Source organism: Pseudoalteromonas sp. 78C3 (genome assembly GCF_002836695.1).
Taxonomy (GTDB): domain Bacteria; phylum Pseudomonadota; class Gammaproteobacteria; order Enterobacterales; family Alteromonadaceae; genus Pseudoalteromonas; species Pseudoalteromonas arctica.
In genome coordinates this window covers 1-25231 of record NZ_PJAV01000108.1, presented here as the reverse complement: position 1 = coordinate 25231, position 25231 = coordinate 1, and the positions used below count along the sequence as shown (strand labels likewise).

The window sequence follows — 25231 nt, the reverse complement described above, 5'->3', positions numbered from 1 at the left end:
CAGGGCGGGCAAGCATAGCGACTCCCGACGCTGATATACTGCGTAGCGTACCGACTTTATATTGTAGAGCGTCTGAATCTAATGATTCGGGCTTTTTTACGTCTTCAAAAAAGTGATTCAGGGATTCCGCTAGAGCGAAGGACTTCTTAGTAAATCATTTATATCGTTCAGCAATAATACCTAATCAATTTAGTGGATTGAACTTGACACTAATTGCGTTAGAAATTTCTGATATACGATATAAAGAAATTTTTGTCCTCAAATAGAACATTTAACTAAGTAGATTAGCGTAAAGTTTATTTTATATTCTATTGGTTATAACTAACCATCTATACACTCCAATAAAAAACAATGCTGCAGATCCAAAGCCACTCAATACCCAAATGACTTTTAAAATGTTACCACCAATGCTGCCGTCATGTAGAGGGTGTATCCAGTTTTTAATTTTACTGGCCGTACTACTTTGTTTATCTATATTAAACATGCTCTCTAACTTCCCTGTAAGTGCATTAACCTCTATATAACTATGTGGAAAGCGATACGAAGGATCGTTTACAGTTTGAAATCTAAATCTGTAAATGGCATTTAAGTTTGATGGTGTTTCAATCCAAGCTAAACGCGCACTCGGTAATGCTTTTTGTGCTATTAGTATTGCTTGCGATAAAGGAATATTGAATTGTTTACAAGGCTGTATTTGTATTAGTGGTAGTGTCATTAATTGGATTTAACAGTGAGTCTATTTGTGGGTAATAAACTAATACGGAGCCAGAAAGGCTAATAATAGTAAGTAAAACACCTACCGATAGACCTAAGTATAAATGTAACCGCCTGAATATTTTTCGCCATGAAAGCTTTAGTGTCATTAATTAAATAGCCGTAATGAGTAATGCAGGTTTATTGGGCATTAAGGAATGATTAATTACGCGGTATATTATATGGTTTTTTGATATGAGTTGTGCGGCATTTTGTCGCACTTATTAAATTAGGTATTTAGAAAGTAAAACGCCAGTTCTTGGCTGGCGTTAAAGTACAAGCTTGAAGCTTGAAGCTTGAAGCTTATTTAAGCTTTAGGTCCTGCATTTTTTATATCGTCTGATACGTCATACTTAGCAAAGTTTTCAGTGAAGTCTGCGGCAAGTTTTGCTGCATATTCATTGTACTTAGCTTTATCTTCCCACGTATTAATAGGATTAAGTAAGTTAGTATCTACACCTGGAACTGCTACCGGTACATCTAGGTTTAAAACATCAATGTGCTGAGTTTCAACACCCGCTAATTTACCAGATACGATTGCATCAATTACTGCACGAGTAGTTGGGATATCAAAACGTTTACCTGTGCCGTAAGGGCCGCCAGTCCAACCTGTATTCACAAGGTACACTTTAGCGCCAAACTCGCGAACACGCTTCATAAGAAGCTCAGCGTAAACACCAGCAGGGCGTGGGAAGAATGGTGCGCCAAAACATGTCGAAAATGTTGATTCAATATCGCTAGTTGAACCAATCTCAGTTGAGCCAACTTTTGCTGTGTATCCACTTAAAAAGTGAAAAGCAGCAGCTTCTTCGCTAAGTATAGAAACCGGTGGTAATACACCGCTTACATCACAGGTTAAAAATACAACAGCCTTAGGTTCGCCTGCGCGGTTTTCTACTTTACGTTTTTCAACGTGTTCAAGTGGATATGCTGCACGGCTATTTTGAGTAAGGCTAGTATCGTTAAAATCTGGAACGCCTTTTTCATCTAGCACTACATTCTCTAAAATAGTACCAAAGCGAATTGCATTCCAAATTACAGGTTCGTTCTTTTGTGACAGGTCGATACATTTAGCATAGCAACCGCCTTCAATATTAAACACGCTTCCAGGTGCCCAACCGTGTTCGTCATCACCAATTAAAAAGCGAGTAGGATCTGCTGAAAGTGTTGTTTTACCCGTACCAGATAAACCGAAGAATAATGCTGTATCGCCTGCTTCACCAACATTAGCAGAACAGTGCATTGGTAATACACCTTTTGCTGGTAGTAGGAAGTTTTGTACAGAAAACATCGATTTTTTCATTTCACCGGCGTAACGCATACCTGCTAGTAATACTTTACGCTGCGCAAAGTTAATAATGACGGTGCCATCGCTATTTGTGCCATCACGTTCTGGCTCACATACAAACGAAGGAACGTTCATTACTTGCCATTGTGGTAAGTTTGAAGCGTTATAGTTCTGCGGTTCGATAAACATGTTTTTGGCAAAAATATGGTGCCACGCTGTTTCTGTAGTTACAACTACAGGTAGATAATGCTCAGGGTCTGCGCCAACTTCTAGGTGAGAGGTGAAGTGGTCATTACTTTGAACATGTGATTCTACGCGAGCCCATAATGCGTCAAATTTGTCTGCATCAAATGGACGATTAACGTTGCCCCATTGAATATCATTTTGAGTTGTTGTTTCTTGTACAATAAAACGATCTTTTGGTGAACGACCAGTTCGTTTTCCTGTAATTGCAACAAAAGCACCATTTGCGGCTAAAGTACCTTCGCCACGGCGGATCGCATGCTCGACAAGTTCAGCTGCGGTTAAATCGACAAAACGTGTAGCGCCTGTAGTCATGTTTATACCTAACTATGTGTGAGAGTTTGAACGGATAGCTCTGGGGTTATCAGTGCCCTTAAACTGAAATTATAGTAACAGAAGGTTTTAAGATATTCGAGCCCGTAAAGCCTCTAAAAACACATATATTTAAGAAAAAACATGAATAATTTCAATGATACCGGTGTCATGAAATTAGCAGAAAAGATGACACCGGTATCATCTTTTTATAATATAAAACCGCATATTTTGCGGCTTTAATTACTATATATAGATGAAGCTGAACATTTAGTTGAAAATGCTTTTTATATCTTGTTCGTTAAAAACATACTCTTTTAAACAGTAATGACAGTTAATATTAACAGACCCTTTTTCAGCTACGTCTTTAAGTAGTTCTTCTTGTCCAATATTAACAAGTGCAGTAATTGTCTTATCACGACTACAACCACATTTGAATTTAATCGCTTGAGGTTCAAATACGCGAGGATTATCTTCGTGATAAAGGCGTGTAAGGACAGTATTAGCATCAAGGTGTAATAGTTCTTCATCTTTAATGGTGTTACTTAATGCTTCTAGGTGTGCAAAGTCTTCAATTGATTTTTGTTTATCAACTGGGAGTACTTGTAAAAATAGACCACATGCTTTTGCGCTACCTTCTGTTGTGTCGGTTGCAAACCAAAGGCGTGTTTTTAATTGCTCTGACTGCTCAAAGTAACTTTCGATACATTCACTCAGAGTATCATGCTCTAGCGGAACTATACCTTGGTAACGTTCACCCTTACTTGGTGTAATAGTGATCACCATATAGCCTTGACCAATAAGCTCTTTTACAGTTGTGCCCGTAATTTCGCTTTGCAGGCGTGCAATACCACGCATGTTTTGTTTATCATCACCATTTATAACTGCATATTTAACTGGGCCATCACCTTGAAGCTGTACTGCAATTTCACCTTCAAACTTTAAAGTGGCGGTTAATAAACAGGTTGCAACAAGTAACTCACCTAGTAATGCTTTAACAGGGTCTGGGTAATTATGGTCGGCAATCATTTCATTATAAGCATTCTCGATTTGTACGAGTTCGCCACGAACATCTAGTTCGTTGAATAAATAACGGTGAAGTAAATCTTGTTGCATGAGCGGCTATACCTAACTTGATTTCATTTTTAAAAGTTCGCGTCTTTGCTTTTTATCCGGTTTTTTATCCGGATGAGGAGCAAAAAAGCTGTTATTTTTGCGTGCGATGCTGTTCTCTTCGCGTTTAGCAATACTTGCATCAGATTCTTGATACATGGTCTGTGCAATGGGGGCGCTTTGACGTTTTTCAAGCACTGAGAGTATAGTTATCAGCTTTTCATCTACGCCCTGAGCCAGTTTTACTTTTGCGCCAACGTCTACTATTTTACTCGCTTTTGTACGTTGCCCATTATAATGTACTTTGCCGCCTTGCACCATTTCGCGTGCAACTGCACGAGTTTTATAAAATCGCGCAGCCCATAACCATTTATCTAATCGAACTTTTAACCCATCTACAGGGTCTGAGCTGGTATTAGCATTACTTTTTTTACTCATAAGGCATTTCCCCACGTTTTTATAGCTTAAAATTTATCATGAAATCATCGTAGGATGAAGGTATTACAACGGCAGTTTACTTTTTGTACTGTTATGTAAAGTTAATTTAATCTGTTTACAAAGTTTAATATTAGTGTGCTTGTTGAAAGAAAAATGAAAGGGTACTATGGGTACGCGCTAACGCAGTAAATTAAAATAAGAACACTATTTATGGAACAGCAAATCCAACAACTAAAACAATTTTTAACTCGTTTACCGCATGCTAAGTTAAGTGCATTAGTGACACTGTTAGTTGTTGTTTATCTTGCATTTTTATTATCAAAACTTGTTTGGCTTTTGTGGCCAAAACCACCAGTAACTCTACTTACCCCTACTCATTATGCTAACCAGTCATCTGGTGCGAGTAACAACTCAGCGCAGCATATTATTGAGCAATTTTTATTTGGTAAAAAAACTGTAACAAACAACAATAATACTGCAAAGCAATCGCAGGTAATAAATAATGCGCCAGAAACGCGCTTAAGTATCAATTTAACCGGCATTGTAGCGGTTAATAACGATGACAAAGCAGGTATCGCAATTATTGAATCACAAGGTAAGCAAGTAAGCTATCTTGTTGATGAAGTAGTATCGGGTACGCGTGCTGAAGTTGCACAAATATTGCCGGATCGTATTATTTTGAGTGTTAATGGACGCTTTGAAACATTAATGCTTGATGGACTCGATTTCAGTAAGAAGGTGTCTATGCCAGTACTCGCTGCGCGTGATGATGCTGAAATGGGTCCGCAAAAATTAGAACCAAGTGATCTACAAATAGATGCCACTGCAGATCCAGACGTTAAAGAAGCAATTATAGAAACACGTGAAGAGTTACTCGAAGAGCCGGGCAAGCTATTTGACTATATACGTGTTTCACAAGCCATGAATGATGGTGAGCTAATTGGATATCGCTTAAGTCCAGGTAAAGAGCCTGAGCTGTTTAAGCAAATGGGTTTAAAAAATAACGATTTAGCCATTTCTATAAATGGCTATCAACTAACAGATTTAAAACAGGCTATGTCAGCTATTAATGAGCTGCGTAATAGTACAGATGCCAATATCACTATAGAGCGTGATGGTGAACAAATTGATGTGCAATTTAGTCTGCAATAATTTAGCTTTGGAGTTTTAATACGATGGTTCAGGTGCTACACCTCAAAAAAATTAAAAAAGGGTTAGCTAAGTACGCAGCACTTTTTTTGGCGGCAAGTATTTCTTTGTCTGTTTCTGCTGTTGAATATGCTGCTAACTTTAAAGGGACTGATATCAACGAGTTCATTAATATTGTTGGTAAAAACCTTAATAAAACAGTCATTATTGACCCTAACGTGCGCGGAAAGGTAAATGTTCGCAGCTATGAGTTAATGGACGAAGCACTTTATTATCAGTTCTTCTTAAATGTATTGGAAGTTTATGGCTACTCAGCTGTTGAAATGGACAATGGCATAATTAAGGTAGAAAAAAGTTCAGACGCTAAAAAATCAAATGTGCCACTTATTGACGAAGGTAGTGAAGCTAGCGGCGACATGATGATTACGCGTGTTGTACGTGTTAAAAATGTAAGTGTGCAGGAGCTTGGTCCTCTAGTTCGTCAATTTAGCGATCAAAAAGATGGTGGCCACGTTGCTAACTTTAATGCGGCTAACGTAATGATGCTAACAGGTCATGCTGCATCGGTTAATCGCTTAGTTGAGATTATTCGCTCTGTTGATCAGGCGGGTGACAAGCGTGTAGACATTGTTAAGCTTAAATATGCGACGGCAGATGATGTTGTCTCTGTAGTAGACAATATTTATAAAGACAGCGGTAAAGGCAGTGTGCCTGAATTTTTAATTCCAAAAGTTGTGGCTGATGGCCGAACTAATAGCGTTATTGTAAGTGGTGAAGGCCAAGCACGTACACGTGCTATTGAGCTTATTAAGCGCTTAGATGGTGAGCTAGAAAGCCAAGGTAATACTAAGGTGTTTTACCTAAATTATGCTAAAGCTGAAGATTTAGTAAAAGTATTGCAAGGTGTTAGTAAGTCACTTGTTGAAGATGCACAAGGCGGTACTACTAAGACCCGTAGCAGAAGCAATAATGAAAGCAGTATAGAGTCTCACCCAGACTCAAACTCATTAATTATCACCGCACAGCCAGACACAATGCGATCATTAGAATCAGTAATTGAACGCCTTGATATTCGCCGTGCCCAAGTACTGGTTGAAGCGATTATTATTGAAGTAATGGAAGGCGACGGGGTTAACTTAGGCCTGCAGTGGATTTCTGAGCAGGGCGGTATGTTGCAGTTTAACAACGGCACTACGGTTCCCGTTGGGTCATTAGCTGTTGCTGCAGAGCAAGCACAAGATGTAACCGTTACTAAAAATATAATAGGAACTGAATCAGGTACGGTAACGCCGTATACGGAAACAACAGAAGGTGACTATGGTCCATTAGCCTCCTTACTTAGTGGCATTAATGGTTTAGCGCTGGGCGTTGTTAAAAATGATTGGGGCGCAATTATTCAGGCTGTTGCTACTGATACAAATTCGAACATTTTGGCTACACCCTCTATAACTACAATGGATAACGAAGAAGCCTCTATTTTAGTCGGTCAAGAAGTACCTATTATTACAGGCTCACAAACAGGCAGTAACAATGCAAACCCATTTCAAACAGTTGAGCGTCAAGAAGTCGGTATTAAATTGGTTGTTACGCCTCAGATTAATGATGGCTCTGCAGTACAGCTTACTATTGAGCAAGAAGTATCGAGCGTAAGTGGTGCAACTGCGGTTGATATTTCAGTAAATAAGCGTTCAATTAAAACCACGGTAATGGCCGATGATGGTGGTATGGTTGTACTTGGTGGTTTAATTGACGAAGACGTACAAGAAAGTGTTTCTAAGGTGCCGTTATTAGGCGATATCCCTATTTTAGGCCACTTGTTTAGATCAACAAATACAACGCGCCGTAAGCGTAATCTTATTGTGTTTATTCGCCCAACCATTATTCGTGATGGTGTAAGCATGAATAAGTTAAGCTTTAATAAATATAACTTTATTCGTGGTGAGCAGTTTAAACAAAAAGAAGACGGTATTGAGTTAATGCCAATGACTGATACGCCTATTTTACCTGAGTGGAATGACGAATTAGTACTACCCCCTACGTATGAAGAGTCTCTGCGTAAACAAAATGCACAAGAGCGTAAAGATGACTAATGCGATTCAAGAGATAAACCAAGATGTGGTTCATCCTAAAACGCATAATCAGGATGAGCTATTAACGAGTGATGTGTTAGTTGAGTTACCAGCAAAGCGTTTGCCGTTTTCCTATGCAAGACGTGCAGGTGTGTTACTTGGCAAAAACAAAGATCACCGCATAGTTTACTACCGTGGTGAGCTAGATGTGGAAGTACTATTAGAAGTACGCCGTATCGCAGGCCATGGTTTTACACTTGAGCAATTGGCTGATGATAAATTTGAGCTATTGCTTGAAGCGTCATACCAACGTGATAGCTCTGAAACACAACAAATGATGGAAGATATTGGCAACGAGGTTGATTTATTCTCACTTGCTGATGAACTTCCGCAAACTGAAGATTTACTGGCTGGTGACGATGATGCGCCAATAATCAAGCTTATTAACGCCATGCTAAGTGAAGCGATTAAAGAAGGGGCTTCTGATATTCATATCGAAACCTTCGAGCAAGAGCTTGTTATTCGCTTTAGGGTCGATGGCGTGCTTAAAGAAGTACTTAAGCCTAATCGTAAACTTGCATCGTTACTTGTGTCTCGTATTAAAGTAATGGCTAAGCTTGATATAGCCGAAAAACGCATTCCACAAGATGGCCGTATTAGCTTACGTATTGCCGGGCGTGCAGTTGATGTGCGTGTGTCTACAATGCCATCGAGCTTTGGTGAGCGTGTAGTACTGCGTTTACTTGATAAAAACAACGCGCGTTTAAACCTTGAAGATTTAGGTATGACCGCAGATAACCGTGCATTGTTTTCAGATTTAATTAGTAAACCCCACGGCATTATTTTAGTAACAGGGCCAACGGGCTCTGGTAAAAGTACCACTCTATATGCTGGTATGAGCCAAATTAACTCACGCGATCGCAATATTCTTACCGTTGAAGATCCGATAGAGTACGAAATTCCAGGCATTGGGCAAACACAAGTTAATGCAAAAGTTGATATGACATTTGCACGTGGTTTACGTGCAATATTACGCCAAGATCCTGATGTAGTAATGGTGGGTGAAATACGCGACCTTGAAACTGCGCAAATTGGTGTTCAAGCGTCACTTACCGGCCACCTTGTTATGTCTACTCTGCATACTAATACCGCATCGGGTGCAATTACACGTATGGAAGATATGGGTGTTGAACCATTCTTACTTTCATCGTCGTTACTCGGTGTGTTGTCGCAACGGCTAGTACGTACATTGTGTAATACCTGCAAAGAAGGTCACACGGCTGATGAGCATGAATGCCAGCTGTTAGGGGTTCCTTTTGAAAGCCAACCGACAATCTATCGAGCAGTAGGGTGTGAAGAGTGTAACTTTAATGGCTATCGTGGTCGTACGGGTATTCACGAGTTACTTGTAGTTGATGAAACAATACGCGAAATGATTCACAACGGTAAAGGCGAGCAAAGCGTAGAAAAATACATTCGTAAGCGCAGCCCAAGTATTCGCCAAGATGGGTGTAGCCGTGTACTTGTAGGTAAAACAACACTTGAAGAAGTATTGCGTGTTACCCGTGAGGAAGGTTAACTATGGCGGCGTTTGAATACCGTGCCTTAGATGGCCGAGGTAAAGAAAAAAAAGGCATTTTAGAAGCCGATACAGCTAAACAAATTCGCCAAACTTTACGTGATCAAAAACTTACGCCGCTTGAAGTTGTCCCTGCGGCGCAAAGTGATAAACAAGTCAAAGGTGAAAAAGCCCCTTTACTCGGTGGCTTTTTTAAACCGACAATTTCAACCTCAGACTTAGCACTAATTACAAGGCAATTAGCAACACTTATTCAATCGGCACTCCCTGTTGAAGGCGCTGTTATGGCGGTTGCTGAGCAATGCGAAAAGCCGCGTTTAAAGCGTATGCTTATGTCGGTACGCTCAAAAGTGGTTGAAGGTTACACACTTGCCGATGGCCTTAGTGAGTTTCCTCATGTTTTTGACGATTTATATCGTGCAATGGTAGCCGCAGGCGAAAAGTCGGGTCACCTTGACCAAGTACTTAATCGTTTAGCCGACTATACCGAGCAGCGCCAACATATGCGTAGCCAAATAACTCAGGCTATGGTTTACCCTATTATTTTAGTGGTATTTGCAATCGGTATTGTGTCGGTATTGCTTGGTACTGTAGTACCAAAAATATTAAAAACGTTTGAAAAAACAAAACAAGTACTTCCTTGGACAACCGAATGGGTTATGGCAGGCAGCCATTTTGTACAAAATTATTGGTTTATTAGTTTAATAGCTATTACAGCTATAGCCATTGGTATTAAGCATGCACTTAAGCAGCCTAAAATACGCTTTTGGTGGGATGACCGAGTGCTACATATGCCTGGTATAGGTAAAGTGGCTCGTGGTATTAACACCGCACGTTTTGCGCGTACTTTAAGTATTTTATCGTCAAGCTCGGTACCATTGCTCGAGGGGATGCGTATCTCGGGTGGCGTATTAATCAACGAAAAAATTAAAAAAGCGGTTGCAGATGCATCCGATAGAGTGAGTGAGGGTGCAAGCTTAAGAGCTGCACTTCAGCAAACTAAGTTGTTTCCACCAATGATGCTGCATATGATAGCAAGTGGTGAAAAATCAGGTGAACTAGAGCAAATGTTAGAGCGTGCTGCAAATAACCAAGATCGCGAATTTGAGAGCATGGTTAATGTATCGCTTAAACTACTAGAGCCTGCGATGATCGCCTCAATGGCGGTTATTGTATTATTTATAGTAATGGCAATATTGCAGCCAATAATGGCGATGAATAAAGCTGTTGGACTTTAAGTTAGAATAAACTTTTAAATATATTAATGGTTTTACCTAAACCATTTTTACTTAATGTTTTTAGAATAATGAGGTAATTACGTGAATAAACAATCAGGTTTTTCTTTACTAGAAGTGATGGTGGTACTGGTTATCATCGGAATGATTATGTCAATTGTTGCACCTAACATTATGGGTCAGCAAGAAGAGGCTGCTATCGATAAAGCGCATTTAGATATTCAACAATTAGAAGATGCAATGAGCTTATACAAGCTTAAAAATAAGAGCTACCCAAGCACAGAGCAAGGTCTTGAAGCGCTAGTTACTCAAACAAGCATTGAACCGGTTCCAAAACGTTTCCCTGACGGTGGTTTTATTAATGAATTACCAGAAGATCCATGGGGTAATCTATATCAGCTAATTAGCCCAGGTGAAATTGGCAAGTTTGATATTTTTTCTATGGGCCCAGATGGTGAAGTAGGTACTGATGATGATATCGGTAACTGGGACGAAGAAAAACAATAATGCTTAAGTACACTGCTTTGTATGAACATGTTAATTCTAGAGGCTTGCTATGAAAGCAAGCCTTAAGCAGCGCCATGCAAAAAGCAGAGGCTTTAGTTTAATAGAAATTTTAGTGGTATTAGTGATCATCGCTTTTGCTACAAAAATGGTGGTATATAGCTTAGAAGGCGGTGCTGAGGAAGAGTTAGATACTCAAGCATTAAGGCTGCATACCACCATTAACATGGCATCGGAATTTGCCATTTTAAACCAAGTTGAATTGGGCTTATTAGTAGAAGAAAATACGTTAGAGTATTTAGTTTTCGATGGTGAAAAGTGGATTACCTTTGACCGTGAAGATCTTTTTAAACCAATAGAGTTAGATGAAAGATTAAAGCTCACGCTTAACTTAGAAGATTTAGCGTGGGCGCAAGATAACCTCTTAGAGCAATCTAACTGGCGCGAACTTATGAGTGGCGGCGATGAAGACAGCTTACTTGAGCTTAAAAAGTTAAAAATCCCACAAGTACTTATTTTGTCATCAGGTGAGGTAAGCGCGTTTCAACTTATATTAGAGTTAAAAGAGCAAAGCGAGCCTGTGTATTACATTGAAGGTGAATTTGCTGCACCAGTAAACTTTCGCCGAGAGCCAGAATAATGAAGCGCACTAAAGGGTTTACCTTATTAGAGGTATTAGTGGCATTAAGTATTTGTGCCATGGCGGGTATAGCTGCAATGCAAGCAACAAGCGAGCACATACACCACTTAACGACTATTGAAGAGCAAACCTATGCATCTTGGGTCGCCGAGAACGTTATTATTGAACAGCGTACTAAAGGCGAACAATGGCAAGGTAAAAATAACCTTAAAGGCAGCGAAGTAATGGGCGGTGTTGAATGGTTTTGGCAGCAAGAAGTAACAGCCACTGCTGACAAAAGCTTTGTTAAGTTAACCATAAATGTTTTTACGGATGAAAAATATGAGCATTCGGCATATGAGTTATCAACGTATCTAAATAAAGGCAAAAAGTAAGTGAAGCAGCGCGGGTTTACATTACTTGAAGTTATGGTAGCACTGGGTATTTTAGCTTTTGTTATTATTGCTACTCATCAAATACTCGAGACGACAACAAGAGCAAAAGATGCCTCCGATGAAAAAATTGCTGAGTTAAATGGGTTGCAAACAACATTTAGGTTAATGGATCAAGATTTTAGCCAAATGACCAAACGTGCAGTACGAAACGAATCTGGTGATGTTCAAGAACAATACTTACTTGCTGGTCGTTACGTTTTAGAAAGCCAATACGATGGTATTGCGTTTGTACGAGATGGCTGGATAAATCCAATTAATTTATTGCCACGTTCAGAACTACAAGCCGTTGGTTATAGAGTGATAGACGATAACCTTGAGCGTGTTTATCGGGTTTATGTTGATCAGCTTGATAATATGGAACCGCGAGTTCAACGTGTACTAGAAAATGTTGAAGAGCTTAAGTTTGAGTTTTTGGATGATAAAAACGAATGGCAGGAACAGTGGGAAATTAAAGCTCTCCCTAAAGCGGTTGCTGTTACTTTGCAACAAATAGAAGCAGAGCCAATTCGTCGTGTATTTTTAGTTCCTGGGCAAGGCAAAGTTGTTGCTACACAAAGTACGGATGTGAATAATGGTTAAGCAGCAATCATCGCGCGGCGCAGCACTTGTTATTGTTTTGTTTATTGTGGCATTAGCGGCTATTTTAGCAGTAGAAATGAGTGCTAATTTAATGGTTCAAGTGCAAAAAAGTACTAATTTGCAAGGTCATCAGCAAGCTAAATGGTATGCCTACGGTGCAGAAGAGCTTGCTATTAAAGGGCTAATACAAAGTAAAAAAGATGATGCTGATAAAACAACACTTGATCAAGTTTGGGCAACTCAAGGTGATGCTTCATACCCTGTTGATAACGGCACGTTAAGTGGCAAAATTACTGATTTACAAGCATGTTTAAATTTAAATGCTTTAGCCATAGCGCCAGAAGAAAATAGCGCAAGTAAAACAAACCCTGCACATAAAGCACTATTTGCATTACTTGAAAACATTGAAGATTTACCTGCTGATGAATCAGAAGAGACAATGGCAGATAGCGTATTTGATTGGCTTGACGAGGACAGTATTACATATCGCTCAGGCGCAGAAGAAGACGAGTATTTATCACGAGATTTTCCGTATATGACAGCCAATAGTTTATTTGCATCAACATCGGAATTACGCTTGGTTAAGGGCTTCAACCCATTAGTGATGGAAAAAGTACTGCCATATGTATGTGTAATACCAGGCAGTACGCTTTTATCTATTAACGTAAATACATTAATCCCAGAGCAAGCACTTATACTCAGTGCCTTAATAGAAAGCTTGAGCTTATCTGGTGCAGAGGCTGTGATAGGTGCAAGACCGCAAACTGGCTTTGACACCATTGATGAATTTTTTGAACAGGTGAAGCAACAAGGCGGTACTAATACCGACTCAGTCAAAAGTTTATTTAGTATTAAAAGCGAATATTTTAAATTACAAACGCAGGCAAATTTTGTCGACCTGCGTTTTTCGATGACCACATTACTGCACGCTAAAGACGGTGACGTAACGATACTGGCGCGAAAATTTGGAGGCGTACAGTGACAGAAATACTGTTGATCCGCACGGGTCAAACCGAGCAAGAATTGCTTAATTGGTTAATTTACTCACCACAAGAACAAGAAATAATAGCCAGTGGCGAGTTACCAAATGCAGAGCATTTAAGTGAGCTAAGCGAAAAAGCACTTACCCGAGAAGTTGTTGTGTTGTTACCAAGTGATCAAGTGCAATTAAAAACGGTCGCTTTGCCAACAAAATGGAATCGCAAGCTTGAGCAAGCATTGCCATACATGCTGGAGGAAGATATAGCATGTGACGTAGATGAACTGTTTATAGCAGTAGCGCAGCCGACAATGCTTGGTGAGCAACATGCAATTCGTGTAGCAATGACAGACCGTGAATGGTTTGAACAATGGCTCGCATTATTTGTAGAGCATAATCTATCAGTATACAGAATATTACCCGATGCTTTGTTGTTACCGCTTGCAGATGATGGCGCAGTTACCGCTATCGAGCTCAATAACCAATGGTTATTTAAGCAGGGGCAATGGCATATAGGTGCGGTTGAATCTAATTGGTTAAATGGCTACTTAACAGCCATGGGTAATCCTGATATTAAGCATTTTAGCCCAGCTAGTCAGTTTCCAGAAAGCGTTAACTTACAAGCGCAAACGAGTGAGTACGACTTACCTCTAGCATTATTTGCAAAGCAGTTAGATAGCGTTAACTTTAACTTACGCCAAGGTATGTATCAGCTTAAAAAACAAAGCGCTTTATGGTGGGGTTACTGGAAAGGCGCCGCAATTATAGCAAGTGTTGCATTGGTTTCTACTATTACAATAAAAGCTATTGAGTTACACCAACTTAATACACAAGTAGAAGTAGCTAAAGCTCAAGTAGTCGACAGATACCAAAAAGCATTCCCAGGAACTAAAGTTCGCCCCAATCTAATTAAAAGCCAAATTAAAGGCGCGTTAGATAAAGTGCAAGGCTCAAGTGAGTCGGGCTTTTTAGACTTAACGACTAATTTGGTTGATGTATTTTCGCAAGTCAGCGAATTTACACCTGAAACACTTCGTTATGACAAACGTCGCAATGAGCTGCGCATTCGTGCACGTGCTAAAGACTTCCAAACCTTTGGTAAAGTAAAAATCATACTTGAAAAACAAGGTTTAACTGTTGAGCAAGGGTCTTTAAATAACGACGGTGATTATGTCGTTGGTGAAATTAAACTGCGAGGTGCAGTATGAAAAAGCAGTTAATGCAACAATGGCGCTCGCTTAAAGAGCAAGAACAACAATTGGTAATGGTCGCTGGTGGCGTGTTTATTATTTTTGTTTTAGTAATGGGAATATTTAGACCATTAAATAATGCGATAGAAAAGGCACAGCAATCTCAAATTAAACAACAAGAGCTATTAGCTTGGGTTGATGACAGTATTGTTAAGCTAAAGGCTGCGGGTAACACCAGTGTTGCTAGCAATGCAAACTTAAGCCAAATTGTTAATTCTACACGTGGGCGTCATCAAATAAGTATTAGTAAAATGCAGCCAAGTAGTGATTCGCTGCGTTTGACGCTCGACTCTGTAGAATTTAATCAGTTAATAGAGTGGTTAGATGAGCTAGTGAATCAACATGGCTTAAAAATTGAAAACTTAGATTTGAGCCGCGATGATAAATCAGGCTATGTGCGTGTAAGCCGTTTAGTATTAGAGAATTAATTAATGAAAAAAATAATAACGTTATCGGCTGTCTTTTTAATTAGTTTTATTGTGTTTTGTATTATTAAATTACCAGCACATATTGCACTAGATATAGCAAAACCGTACTTTCCAAAGCAATTAGAAGTAGGGCAAACTGTAGGCACTGTTTGGCAAGGTCAAATGATGCAAGTTCGTTTTGATGGTGAACAGTTAAATAATGTGCGCTGGGACATTGCTGGCTGGAAGTTATTTACAGGCAAACTAAATGCGAATGTGAAGTTTGGTAATGCACGAGAGCGTAGTGATATCTCGGGTTATGCTGATGTAAGTTATGGGCTTTTTAATCAAGAAGTTAAAGTGACTGACGGCCTAGTGCGCTCAACAGTAGAGCGTGCAATGCAGCGCGTGCAGCTTCCCCTACCTGTAACCGCTAAAGGACGTGTAATTTTAGAACTTGATGAATACAGCTCAGGTGCACCTTATTGTGATTCACTAAAAGGTGAAATAGCGAGCCCTAATATTGACGTGCAAGGCTTAAATGGGTGGTTTAATATTGGCCCTCTGGCTGGTAAGTTAAGCTGTAAGTCGGGCGATATTGCTATATTAATTGACCCAGATAATACGCTTGGCCTTGAGGCAGATGCTACACTTAAAGCTAATTTCGACTTTAGTGTGGCAGGTTATGTAAAACCAGATGCTAGCTTACCTAAAGATGTACATGATGCGGTTAAATTTTTAGGCCGACCAGATAGCCAAGGTCGTTACCCGCTCAACTTTTAATGTTTGAATATAAAGAGTTTTAATGCAAATACCCCAATTTACTGAGCTGCACGCAAAGCAGCTCAGCACATTTTTAAATACCCAATCTCAAGCAATGACCCTTCAACAAAGCCAAGGCTATTTATTTGGCGTTATTTGTTCGCCCAATCCATTAGATGTGCATGAGTGGCTTGAGCAGATATTACCAAATACAGCTAATGATTTAGATGAAGAAGTACTTTTCTTGTTTATGGCGCTATATCATAAAATTAGTGAGCAAGTATTTGAAACTGGATACAAATTGCCTAACACATTTGATGCTGAATTTTGTAAGTCATGGAGTAAAGGTTTCTTAGTTGCAACCAAAGCTTACGCAGAGCCTTTGTTAAATGCACCGCAATTAGACACTGACTTTAAACAAGCATTAGAAAGTGCGTTAAGTACATTAAGCTTTTTTGCACTCGACCAGCTTGCAATAGCTCAGATTGCCAAACAAAATAACATGACTATAGAAGCCTTGTGTCAGTACCAATATGAATCAATGGGTGACTTTGCATTAGGGTTTGCTGAACTAATTGAAGTGGTCGCAATTAATAGCGGTTTGATAACCGACGAGAGTTGGGAAGAGTAATTATTAATACCAGGCGCTTAGTTTAATCTAAGTGCCTAGCTCTAATATAATATCCGTACAGCCTTGTTTGCACTTTACTACGCCTTTACCAGGTTCACTGGTGGCTAAATTAAGTGTTAAAACCCCATTACACTTCTCACACTTTAACGTTTTGCCTTGTGCTAATTGCTTGAGCATATTGCGTTGTTTATGAAATGAGTCGCTTGCTTTTTTATTTAATCCTGAAAAATCCACTACTTTGCTCGCTTTTGCTCTAATGCTTCAGTCACTATTTTACATACCGTATTTAAACGATCGCCATAAAAATAAAGGTTTAAGTCACGTTCACGACAATAACGTAGGTGAAATAACTGAACAGAGTCATCTGTTGTAAACGTTTTTTCTACGTACTCACCCTCAGATTCAGACAATTTAAGTTGAGTGCTGATTCTATTTTTAGCCATATTTGCAGCAGGGCTTCTGTTAACCTTACTTGCATCACTTAAAAAACCAATGCCTTCACCTAATAACCTTTCGCGAGGTTCTTTTATAAGCGGATGATCGATTGTAAAAAAGGCAAGGATCACAACTACCAAAATAATAAATTTTTTCATGGATACGTAAACCTTGATCTAAGTAGGGTTGAATTACCATGCAGTGTAATAAACTGCATTTTAAAAGCAAGTAACTGGGATGAATAAATTATTAGCGATCTATGCCAGTAATTTTAACCAACATTGTTATAATGGTTAACAGCAGTCAGATATTTCTGAAATATCTGAAAGTATTCGAGAAGGCAATTTATTAAAGTAAATCTGCCTAGCAAGTAACTTGCTAGCTTTAAGTATAGAGTACTTGAGTATTGCTGGATTTTTATTTCCAAGCGGCGTTGAGGAACTTCGATGGACAAGCAAATTAAAGTAAAGAATATCCCTGTAGAGGTGAAAATCCAAAAACCGGATTTAAGCCGTCAAGATGATAGGTTCAATCCCCGAAATCGTATTTATGTGCGTGCCGTAAAAGGCCTACATCAATTACTTAGGCAGCGCATTGGCTTTTTAGGCCTACTTGCGTTTATGTTACTTCCTTGGATTAATTTTAACGGCCAGCAAGCAGTACTGTTTGATCTAATTGGTCAAAAATACAATATTTTTGGTTTAACGCTATGGCCTCAAGATTTTACCATATTAGCGTTTATTTTTATGCTGGCAGCATTTGCGCTGTTTTTAGTGACCACCTTCTATGGACGGGTGTGGTGTGGCTACACATGTCCGCAAACTGTTTGGACCTTTATTTTTATTTGGTTTGAAGAAAAGCTTGAAGGCACAGCTAATCAGCGTAAAAAACTCGATCAAAGACCCATGAATTTTGATAAGTTTTGGCGTAAAACGGCAAAGCATACTAGTTGGGTATTGTTTTCGTTATATACCGCTATTTCTTTTGTGGGTTACTTTACGCCAATCAGAGAGTTACTTCCTGATTTTGTAACGTTTAACGTGGGTGGTTATGCACTAGTCAGTATTATTTTCTTTGCTGCGTGTACCTATGGTAATGCCGGTTGGATGCGAGAAATTATGTGTTTACACATTTGCCCTTACTCTCGTTTTCAATCAGCTATGTTTGATAAAGATACATACACTGTAACGTACGACGAAAGCCGTGGTGAAAGCCGTGGTCCTCGTTCACGTAAAGTAGATCATGAAGATTTAGAGCTAGGCGACTGTATAGACTGTAACTTGTGTGTTCAAGTGTGCCCAACAGGTATTGATATTAGAAATGGGTTACAAGCTGAGTGTATTAACTGTGGTGCATGTATTGATGCGTGTGATGGCGTAATGGATAAAATGGAATACCCGCGTGGGCTTATTTCATATACGACAGAGCGAAACCTCGAAACCCCAGAAAATAAAACGAATCCACTACGAGCTAAAATCATTGGTTACACGGTCATACTTGTTGTGCTTACGGGAGCACTTGTAGCTAATATAGCGCTGCGTAAAACAATGGACTTTGATATCATTCGTGATCGAAATCAATTATATCGTGTCGATTTTGATGGTTTAGTAGAGAACACCTATACATTAAAGGTAATTAATAAAGCGCAGTACGAGCAAACCTTTAATATTAAAGTGCAAGGGTTAGATAACTTTAAGTATATTGGTAAGCAGTCATTTACTGTGCAGGCAGGGCAATCTCATAATGTGCCATTGTCGCTTGTAATGGACCCTTATGATTTGAAGGTGTCGATGACAGAGTTTAACTTTGTGCTTTCACCGGTAGATGAGCCGGATGAGACAATATCGCAGTCGAGTAACTTTTTTAAAGCGCGATAATCACAACCTACCTTAAATAGGTAAGTTGATATAGCAATTAACAAAAGCGGGTATATAACCCGCTTTTTATTTTATATAAGAAGAGTATGAGTAAATTTAGTTTCATTGACTTAACACCTGACCTAATACTCGATGCAATAGAAAGCGTAGGTGTGTACGCTGAATCTGGTTTGTTGGCACTCAATAGCTATGAAAACAGAGTGTACCAATTTAAAGCCGATGATGGCCTGCGTTACGTAGTGAAGTTTTATCGCCCAGAGCGCTGGAGTAAAGAGCAAATTCAAGAAGAGCATGACTTTGCATTTGAACTGGCAGAAGCGGAAGTGCCTGTTGTTGCCCCTATTTTATATAATGGGCAAAGCTTGTTTGAACACGAAGGTTATTTGTTTGTGTTGTTTCCAAGTGTAGGCGGGCGTTTATTTGAGGTTGATAACTTAGATCAGCTTGATGTAATGGGGCGTTTAATTGGCCGTATGCACCAAGTAGCTAAAACAAAGCCTTTTACTTATAGGCCAACAGTTACTTGCGAGGAGTATTTACATACAGCCAAAGTTCATCTTCAAAAAAGTAACTTAGTGCCTATGGGAATAAATACTGCCTTTTATACTATTTTAGATTTAGTGATAGAGCAGGCGCAAAAACAGTATAAAGATGTGCAAAGTATTCGCTTACATGGTGACTGCCACGTTGGTAATATTTTGTGGGCAGGTGATGCGCTCATGTTTGTTGATTTAGATGACAGCCGCCAAGGTCCTGCAATCCAAGATTTATGGATGATGCTCAGTGGCGATAGAGCGACGCAACTGTTACAGTTAGACACCCTTGTGAGTGCGTATGAAGAGTTTTGTGATTTTGATCACTCTCAACTCAAATTAATTGAACCGCTGCGAGCGATGCGTATTATCCATTATATGGGATGGGTAGCTAAACGATGGAGCGATCCTGCCTTTGTGCGGAACTTTACATGGTTTGCTGATGACAAATACTGGGAGCAACAAATTTTAGCACTGAAGGAGCAACTTGCAGCACTGCAAGAAGCACCGTTAAAGTTATTGCCGTAATATTTTATTTAAAGACAAGTACAACGAGATACAAATGCTTAAAAAATTAAAACTGAGTTTATTACTTTTATGTTTACCATTTGCAGCACTTGCTGCACAGTTTGAAGTTGATAATCAATACACTGTTATTGATGTAGACAAAAGTACATCACCACAAGTAACCGAGTTTTTCTCATTTTACTGCCCACATTGTTTTAAGTTTGAACCAGTAGCAAAAGCAATTGAACAAGGCTTGCCAGAAGGCGCGGAGTTTATTAAAAACCACGTGAACTTTTTAGGTGGCGTGTCGCCACAAGCACAAAGTAATTTAAGCTTTGCCTACTTAATTGCTAAGCAGCATGGTCAGGCGCAGAGTATTAGCGATCAAATTTTTAAAAGTATTCATGTTCAGCGTGCTCCTTTAACTGAAATGAAAGACGTTAAAAAATTACTTGAAGTAAACGGTATTGATAGCGCAACGTTTGATCAAGAAATTGCAAGCATGCCAGTTATTTCGGCTGAGCAAGCAATGCAAAACAAACAAAATAAATATTCAAAATTAGGCGCACTTACAGGTGTACCTACTTTTATTGTTAACGATAAATATAAAATAAACCTCAACACCATCAAAAATCAAAAAGAACTTGATGAGTTAGTAGCGTTTTTATTAGCACTATAAATTTCGGAGCATAATAATGATTAAATTAGTTAAAGCAGGTTTGCTTGCAGTACTACTTCCTATGGCGGCAACAAGCTTTGCAGCAACGTATGAAGAAGGCGTGCATTACGACGTTGTTTCTGAGCGCGCAACTAAAAAGCCAGAAATTAAAGAGTTTTTCTCATTTTACTGCCCTGCATGTAATAACATGGAAGCACTAATTGGTGAGTTTAAGCCTAAGCTTGATAAAAACGTTAAATTTAAAAAGAGCCATGTTGATTTTGTAGGTGTACGCGACCCAGAAAACCAACAGATGATGAGCCAAGCACTCGCTACTGCAGAAGTGCTTCCGCAAAAAGATAAAATTGTCTCTGCAATCTTTAATCATATTCATACAAAGCGCGCTAGTTTTAATGAGCTTGCAGATGTAAAAGATATATTTGTAGCGCAGGGCGTTGATGGCGATAAGTTTGATAAGCTGTTTAAAAGCTTCTCGGTACGTACGCTGAGCTCTAAAATGAAACGCGATCAAGACTACTTTAAAGAAAAAGGCGCACTACGTGGCGTACCTACATTTATTGTAAATGGTAAGTATAAATTAAACCTAGGTCGTGAGTCGGGTATTACTGAACCAGAAGATATTAGCAAACTGATTAATTACTTAGCTAACAAGTAAGTTTAGCTAAAACTAAAAAAGCTCCTACAAGGAGCTTTTTTTATGGGTAACGTTTACTGAGTGTATTTATTTGCGCTGCAAGAAAACACCCGACTCAATGTGATGTGTATATGGGAACTGATCAAATATAGCAAAGCGCTTAACGTTGTGCGTACGTGTTAGGTGATCAAGGTCACGCTCAAGGGTTTCAGGATTACACGATATATAAATTATGCTTTCGTAGTTAGCCACTAAGTCACACGTTAATTCATCCATGCCCGCGCGCGGTGGATCAACTAATATGGTTTGGCAGTCATAGCTTTTAAGGTCAATACCGTCTAAACGAGAGAAAGTACGCTCGCCATTCATTGCTTGAGTAAACTCTTCACTAGACATACGAATAATATCTAAGTTCTCTACGTTATTTTTAGCAATATTGTATTGAGCAGAATGAACAGATGATTTTGATATTTCTGTTGCTAATACTTTATTAAAACAGCCCGCTAACGCAATTGAAAAGTTACCGTTACCGCAATACAGTTCTAATAAATCATTTTTAAGTGGTTTACATAAATCTTGCGCCCACTCCAGCATATTAATATTTACTTTTGCATTAGGCTGAGTAAAGCTATTTTCTACTTGTTGATAAATAAGCTCTTGACCATTAACTGTTAAACGCTCAGTTACAAAGTCATCACCCAGCACTTCTTTTTGTTTGCGAGCACGACCGATAAAGTCAATTTTGTATTTACTGCTTAGTTTTTCTTTAAGCGCTTTAATTTCACTTAACCATTCATCATCAAGTGGTTTGTGATAAAGCAAGCTTACTAAAATTTCACCGCTTAGCGTGGATAGGTAATCGATTTGAAATAACTTACGACGTAATATTTCACAAGGCTTAAGATGCTCAATCATCACCTGCATTATTTCACCAACTAGAGGCGCTGCTGGATCAAATGTATCAACACGGATTTTTTCTTTTGTTTGTTGATCAAACATAATGTGAAACAGATCGTCACCGTCGTGCCATACTCTAAATTCAGCACGTTGGCGGTAGTTAGTTGGCTCTGAGCTAAATACTTCTAGTTGCTCCACACCAAAACGTTGGAACTGTGCACTAATACGCTGCTCTTTTTCACTTAACTGCGTTTGGTACTGTGTGGTATCTATTTTAATAACTGCCATTAACGCTACTACCTTATCTAAGATCTGTTTATCGGCGCTATTGTAGGGAGCGCTGCGTATTTGTCTAGTTTTGGCTAGCATTTATGCTGTTTTATTGAACATTGTACTTTAGTTTTTATTGTTATAGCCGATAATAAACTACGCACGCTTAGGAGACGAATCATGAAAATAGGTAATTATGGCTTTACGCCAAACAACAACATCAATAAATTCAATAATAAAGCTGATATACAGCAACCTACAATTACGTCTCCTCAAGATAGCTATCAACAACGAGGCCGAGAGTTGGCCGCAAAGGTGCTTGGCGATAAAATGGCTGAGCAGCTTGGATTGCCTATCGCAGAAAAAAAAGCAGATAAACCACTATTTGATTTTGATGAAATAGTAAAAAACGTACTCGATTTTGTGAGTAGTGCTGTTAATAAAGCAAAAGCTAATGGCGCTGATGACGAAAAGCTCAAAGATATGTTAGGCGACGCGCGCAAAGGAGTCCAAATAGGGATTGACGACGCTGTTGATGAACTCAAAGGTACAGGTGTATTTAATGATGACATGGAAGAGGGGATTAATAAGTCCAAAGAGGGAATTTACAATGGGCTCGATAAGTTTGAAGAGTCGTTATTTAACCCACAACCTGCCAGCGTAAATATAAGCCAGGCTCAATATGTCAGTATGACGAGTAATGCAGAGTATAAATTTACCACCGCAGAGGGTGACGAGGTAAGTATTAGCTTTGCAGATGCATTTGAATCTCAGTCGGCAAGTGGCTATCAGCAAAACAGTAATAGCGAGTCGTTTGCAAGCTCATCATCGCAATCTCGACAGGTATCATTTTCGATGTCGGTTAATGGTGACTTAAATGAGCAAGAGCAAGAAGCTATTAATGCAATGATGGAAGACTTACAAGATTTAAGTAAAACCTTTTTTGGTGGTGATTTAGATGAAGCATTTGAACAAGCGCAAGAGCTGAGTTTAGACAGCGATCAGCTGGTGGCTTTTTCTATGGATTTACGCCAAACAAAAACAATAGCAACAGTTAAAAGCTATGAAGAATATAGACCAGCACCAGAAAAACAAGTAGCGGAGGGTTTAGCTCCTTTTAATGATGACCTTAAAAATGCTTTTGAAAAAGCGGGTGAGCTTGGATTACAAAATCAGCTAGCTGGCATTCTCCAATGGTTAAATCAAGATCAGGAGCAAATAGATAAGTTAGTGGATTACACAAAGTCTATGTTCGAAAACCTTAATCAGTTAAATTCGGCAGCCGACGAGCTTGCTGATTTAGAAACCACGCAAAGTTAAACTACTTTCTTTTATAAATACCTCATGGCAAACTGCCGTTCTTAAAGTAAAGTGGGAACGGTAGTTTGTCAGCGCATATAATGGTCTTTGATTCAGGTATTGGTGGAACTACTGTACTTGAGCATATAAAGCAAAGTATCCCCAATGCTCAGTACAGTTATTTTATGGATAATGCATTACTACCTTATGGTGCTCAATCCCAAAAAACAATCATTAACCGATTATGCTCACTTATTCATTTCATCAAAGCTAATACGCTTAATGTTGATTTAATTGTAATAGCGTGTAATACCGCTTCTACATCTGCACTTAGTGCTGTTCGCCAAATGACAGATATTCCTATAGTCGGTGTTGTGCCAGCAATAAAGCCTGCGGCAGAGTTAACACGTTCAAATCATATTGGCTTATTAGCCACACCGGCAACGGTCGCCAGTTCATACACTAAAACATTAATTACTGAGCATGCACGTAATGTAACCGTTAATCTATATAGCAGTGTGGAGTTAGTAACTTTAGCTGAGCAATACTTTTTTACAGAGTCTTTGGATACAAACAAGTTGCATCAAGTGCTTGATGACCTACATATAGATAAAACTATAGATGTACTTGTATTAGGATGTACGCACTTTCCAATATTAGCAGAGCCTATTAGTCAGTATTTTGAAGGGAATGTAAAATTACTTGATTCAGGTGTAGCGATAGCAAACAGAGTCAACTACCTACTTAACCAACTTAACTTCTGTGTGAATAAACTAACAGACATAAAAAAGCCGCTGCAATATTATGCAACGGCTGATGTGTTTAGCAATAAGCTAGCGGTAAAGCTAGTTACACTGACTGATCCGTCTCAGTACGTAGAGCATTAGAATCATCTTCTTGTTTTTGTTTTGCTTCACGTACCTTTAAAGTACGTTGTTGGAACTCGCTATCGTTCAAGTTAGCAATTGCATTGTCTGCATCAGCTTGCGCCATTTCAACAAAACCAAAGCCACGACGCTTGCCAGTATTCTTATCCTTTAATAAACGAACATTGAATACTTTGCCTTGTTCTTCAAATAATGCACGAACCACACCTTCGTTTGCACGATAAGGAAGGTTACCAACATAAAGCGTTTTTGTTTTAACTTCAGCTTCTTCAGTCACATCAGATGACATTGCAGCAATAGCAATCGCACCTATTAATAAACCAGCACCAAATAGTAATGCAGGGTTTAAAGCTAAGCCGCCTAAAGCGAACTCAACAACAACAAAACCAACTACAGCAAGAATAACAGAGAAGATAAAAGATTTTTGATCGGGTAATTTCATTTTAGATCTACCAATAAACAGGAAATAAACATTAATTTAACATTGTGAACTTGCTATCTTAACGCCTAAATCAAACATAGCAATGATATTTGTATTAAATAATAAATAAGAGCACAAAAAAGCATCATCTTAGACGGGTTTTCATGTGGTTTTACGTGGTTTTGTTCTATTTTTGTTCGAACAGTAAAAAGATCTAAAAAAAGGGTTGATCTGTTTTCGGATCTCCCTATAATGCGACCCCACTGAGACGGGAAACGCCAACGCATAGCGAGGCACGAACTACTCAGAGAGTTAAATAAAACTTCGGTTTTAAATCTTCTAAAAAGAAAGTTTAAAACTAAGTGTTGACTCGAAAAATAAAGGGTGTATTATTCGCATCCCTTGAGGCGCTAAAGCGACTCAAAAT

The 25231-nt window shown here is 39.0% G+C and carries 28 protein-coding genes; 19 read left to right on the top strand and 9 right to left on the bottom strand.

Annotation, left to right across the window (positions count from 1 at the left end):
- Positions 1 to 301 precede the first annotated feature (301 nt).
- From CXF76_RS03570 to hslR, 5 genes are all read right to left on the bottom strand, one after another.
- Positions 302 to 715: a PepSY domain-containing protein gene (locus CXF76_RS03570; protein ID WP_232785091.1), complete on the bottom strand. Its 414-nt coding sequence runs from the start codon at positions 713 to 715 to the stop codon at positions 302 to 304.
- The gene (locus CXF76_RS20780) at positions 681 to 863 is read right to left on the bottom strand and encodes a PepSY domain-containing protein (protein WP_232785090.1); all 183 of its coding nucleotides are present in this window, start codon (positions 861 to 863) and stop codon (positions 681 to 683) included. The genes CXF76_RS03570 and CXF76_RS20780 overlap by 35 nt, the downstream gene beginning before the upstream one ends.
- 197 nt (positions 864 to 1060) lie before the next feature.
- On the bottom strand, positions 1061 to 2599 hold the full coding sequence (locus tag CXF76_RS03565) for a phosphoenolpyruvate carboxykinase (RefSeq protein WP_024591432.1): 1539 nt from the start codon (positions 2597 to 2599) through the stop codon (positions 1061 to 1063).
- 267 nt (positions 2600 to 2866) lie between these two features.
- Positions 2867 to 3712: an Hsp33 family molecular chaperone HslO gene (hslO, locus tag CXF76_RS03560; protein ID WP_007586592.1), complete on the bottom strand. Its 846-nt coding sequence runs from the start codon at positions 3710 to 3712 to the stop codon at positions 2867 to 2869.
- Positions 3713 to 3724: 12 nt separating this feature from the next.
- The gene (gene hslR, locus CXF76_RS03555; protein WP_007586590.1) at positions 3725 to 4147 is read right to left on the bottom strand and encodes a ribosome-associated heat shock protein Hsp15; all 423 of its coding nucleotides are present in this window, start codon (positions 4145 to 4147) and stop codon (positions 3725 to 3727) included.
- 210 nt (positions 4148 to 4357) lie between these two features.
- Here hslR and gspC point away from each other — a divergent pair, with 210 nt between their 5' ends.
- The 13 genes from gspC to CXF76_RS03490 all read left to right on the top strand — a co-directional run bounded on the left by gspC (position 4358) and on the right by CXF76_RS03490 (position 16365).
- Complete coding sequence (gspC, locus tag CXF76_RS03550; RefSeq protein WP_024591433.1) at positions 4358 to 5299, top strand: type II secretion system protein GspC; 942 nt, start codon at positions 4358 to 4360, stop codon at positions 5297 to 5299.
- Positions 5300 to 5322: 23 nt separating this feature from the next.
- Positions 5323 to 7386 (top strand): type II secretion system secretin GspD, encoded by a 2064-nt coding sequence (gspD, locus tag CXF76_RS03545; RefSeq protein ID WP_024591434.1) that lies wholly within the window; start codon positions 5323 to 5325, stop codon positions 7384 to 7386.
- On the top strand, positions 7379 to 8944 hold the full coding sequence (gspE, locus tag CXF76_RS03540) for a type II secretion system ATPase GspE (protein WP_010555415.1): 1566 nt from the start codon (positions 7379 to 7381) through the stop codon (positions 8942 to 8944). The genes gspD and gspE overlap by 8 nt, the downstream gene beginning before the upstream one ends.
- Before the next feature lie 2 nt (positions 8945 to 8946).
- Positions 8947 to 10182 (top strand): type II secretion system inner membrane protein GspF, encoded by a 1236-nt coding sequence (gene gspF, locus CXF76_RS03535; RefSeq protein ID WP_002962033.1) that lies wholly within the window; start codon positions 8947 to 8949, stop codon positions 10180 to 10182.
- An 81-nt stretch (positions 10183 to 10263) separates the two neighbouring features.
- Positions 10264 to 10686: a type II secretion system major pseudopilin GspG gene (gene gspG / locus CXF76_RS03530; protein ID WP_007586585.1), complete on the top strand. Its 423-nt coding sequence runs from the start codon at positions 10264 to 10266 to the stop codon at positions 10684 to 10686.
- Between the two features lie 49 nt (positions 10687 to 10735).
- Positions 10736 to 11323 carry a pilus assembly FimT family protein gene (locus CXF76_RS03525; protein ID WP_010555414.1) on the top strand — a complete coding sequence of 196 codons (588 nt, stop codon included), beginning with the start codon at positions 10736 to 10738 and terminating at the stop codon, positions 11321 to 11323.
- Positions 11323 to 11697, top strand: coding sequence for a type II secretion system minor pseudopilin GspI (gene gspI, locus CXF76_RS03520; protein WP_002962039.1), 375 nt, complete (start codon positions 11323 to 11325; stop codon positions 11695 to 11697). The genes CXF76_RS03525 and gspI overlap by 1 nt, the downstream gene beginning before the upstream one ends.
- The gene (gene gspJ / locus CXF76_RS03515; RefSeq protein ID WP_010555413.1) at positions 11698 to 12336 is read left to right on the top strand and encodes a type II secretion system minor pseudopilin GspJ; all 639 of its coding nucleotides are present in this window, start codon (positions 11698 to 11700) and stop codon (positions 12334 to 12336) included.
- Positions 12329 to 13318 carry a type II secretion system minor pseudopilin GspK gene (gene gspK / locus CXF76_RS03510; protein ID WP_007586581.1) on the top strand — a complete coding sequence of 330 codons (990 nt, stop codon included), beginning with the start codon at positions 12329 to 12331 and terminating at the stop codon, positions 13316 to 13318. Before gspJ ends, gspK begins: the two co-directional genes overlap by 8 nt.
- Positions 13315 to 14523, top strand: a complete 1209-nt coding sequence (gene gspL / locus CXF76_RS03505; protein WP_101163051.1) for a type II secretion system protein GspL — start codon at positions 13315 to 13317, stop codon at positions 14521 to 14523. The genes gspK and gspL overlap by 4 nt, the downstream gene beginning before the upstream one ends.
- Positions 14520 to 14993, top strand: coding sequence for a type II secretion system protein GspM (gene gspM, locus CXF76_RS03500; RefSeq protein ID WP_010555411.1), 474 nt, complete (start codon positions 14520 to 14522; stop codon positions 14991 to 14993). The genes gspL and gspM overlap by 4 nt, the downstream gene beginning before the upstream one ends.
- Positions 14994 to 14996: 3 nt before the next feature.
- Positions 14997 to 15755: a type II secretion system protein N gene (locus CXF76_RS03495; RefSeq protein ID WP_007586576.1), complete on the top strand. Its 759-nt coding sequence runs from the start codon at positions 14997 to 14999 to the stop codon at positions 15753 to 15755.
- Between the two features lie 22 nt (positions 15756 to 15777).
- The gene (locus CXF76_RS03490; RefSeq protein ID WP_007586574.1) at positions 15778 to 16365 is read left to right on the top strand and encodes a UPF0149 family protein; all 588 of its coding nucleotides are present in this window, start codon (positions 15778 to 15780) and stop codon (positions 16363 to 16365) included.
- 27 nt (positions 16366 to 16392) lie between these two features.
- On the opposite strand, the gene CXF76_RS03485 is transcribed toward CXF76_RS03490, so the two are convergent.
- A complete protein-coding gene (locus tag CXF76_RS03485; RefSeq protein ID WP_007586570.1) occupies positions 16393 to 16599 on the bottom strand; it encodes a hypothetical protein in 207 nt (68 codons plus the stop codon).
- Positions 16599 to 16958: a hypothetical protein gene (locus tag CXF76_RS03480; protein WP_007586569.1), complete on the bottom strand. Its 360-nt coding sequence runs from the start codon at positions 16956 to 16958 to the stop codon at positions 16599 to 16601. The genes CXF76_RS03485 and CXF76_RS03480 overlap by 1 nt, the downstream gene beginning before the upstream one ends.
- A 288-nt stretch (positions 16959 to 17246) precedes the next feature.
- Here CXF76_RS03480 and ccoG point away from each other — a divergent pair, with 288 nt between their 5' ends.
- The 4 genes from ccoG (at position 17247) to CXF76_RS03460 (ending at position 21051) form a co-directional block, all read left to right on the top strand.
- Positions 17247 to 18677: a cytochrome c oxidase accessory protein CcoG gene (ccoG, locus tag CXF76_RS03475; protein WP_007586568.1), complete on the top strand. Its 1431-nt coding sequence runs from the start codon at positions 17247 to 17249 to the stop codon at positions 18675 to 18677.
- Between the two features lie 86 nt (positions 18678 to 18763).
- Positions 18764 to 19738: a serine/threonine protein kinase gene (locus CXF76_RS03470; protein WP_010555410.1), complete on the top strand. Its 975-nt coding sequence runs from the start codon at positions 18764 to 18766 to the stop codon at positions 19736 to 19738.
- A 34-nt stretch (positions 19739 to 19772) separates the two neighbouring features.
- Entirely contained in the window at positions 19773 to 20396 is a 624-nt protein-coding gene (locus CXF76_RS03465; protein ID WP_007586563.1) for a thiol:disulfide interchange protein DsbA/DsbL, read from the top strand.
- Positions 20397 to 20412: 16 nt separating this feature from the next.
- Entirely contained in the window at positions 20413 to 21051 is a 639-nt protein-coding gene (locus CXF76_RS03460) for a thiol:disulfide interchange protein DsbA/DsbL (protein WP_010555409.1), read from the top strand.
- A 66-nt stretch (positions 21052 to 21117) separates the two neighbouring features.
- On the opposite strand, the gene trmA is transcribed toward CXF76_RS03460, so the two are convergent.
- Complete coding sequence (gene trmA / locus CXF76_RS03455; protein ID WP_007582854.1) at positions 21118 to 22215, bottom strand: tRNA (uridine(54)-C5)-methyltransferase TrmA; 1098 nt, start codon at positions 22213 to 22215, stop codon at positions 21118 to 21120.
- A 162-nt stretch (positions 22216 to 22377) separates the two neighbouring features.
- On the opposite strand from trmA, the gene CXF76_RS03450 reads away from it, so the two are divergent.
- Together CXF76_RS03450 and murI are read left to right on the top strand one after the other, a co-directional pair.
- On the top strand, positions 22378 to 23517 hold the full coding sequence (locus tag CXF76_RS03450; protein WP_007582856.1) for a DUF5610 domain-containing protein: 1140 nt from the start codon (positions 22378 to 22380) through the stop codon (positions 23515 to 23517).
- 65 nt (positions 23518 to 23582) lie between these two features.
- The gene (gene murI / locus CXF76_RS03445; RefSeq protein ID WP_007582858.1) at positions 23583 to 24383 is read left to right on the top strand and encodes a glutamate racemase; all 801 of its coding nucleotides are present in this window, start codon (positions 23583 to 23585) and stop codon (positions 24381 to 24383) included.
- Here murI and CXF76_RS03440 read toward each other — a convergent pair.
- Positions 24346 to 24825, bottom strand: coding sequence for an RNA recognition motif domain-containing protein (locus CXF76_RS03440; protein WP_007582860.1), 480 nt, complete (start codon positions 24823 to 24825; stop codon positions 24346 to 24348). The genes murI and CXF76_RS03440 overlap by 38 nt on opposite strands.
- Positions 24826 to 25231 lie beyond the last annotated feature (406 nt).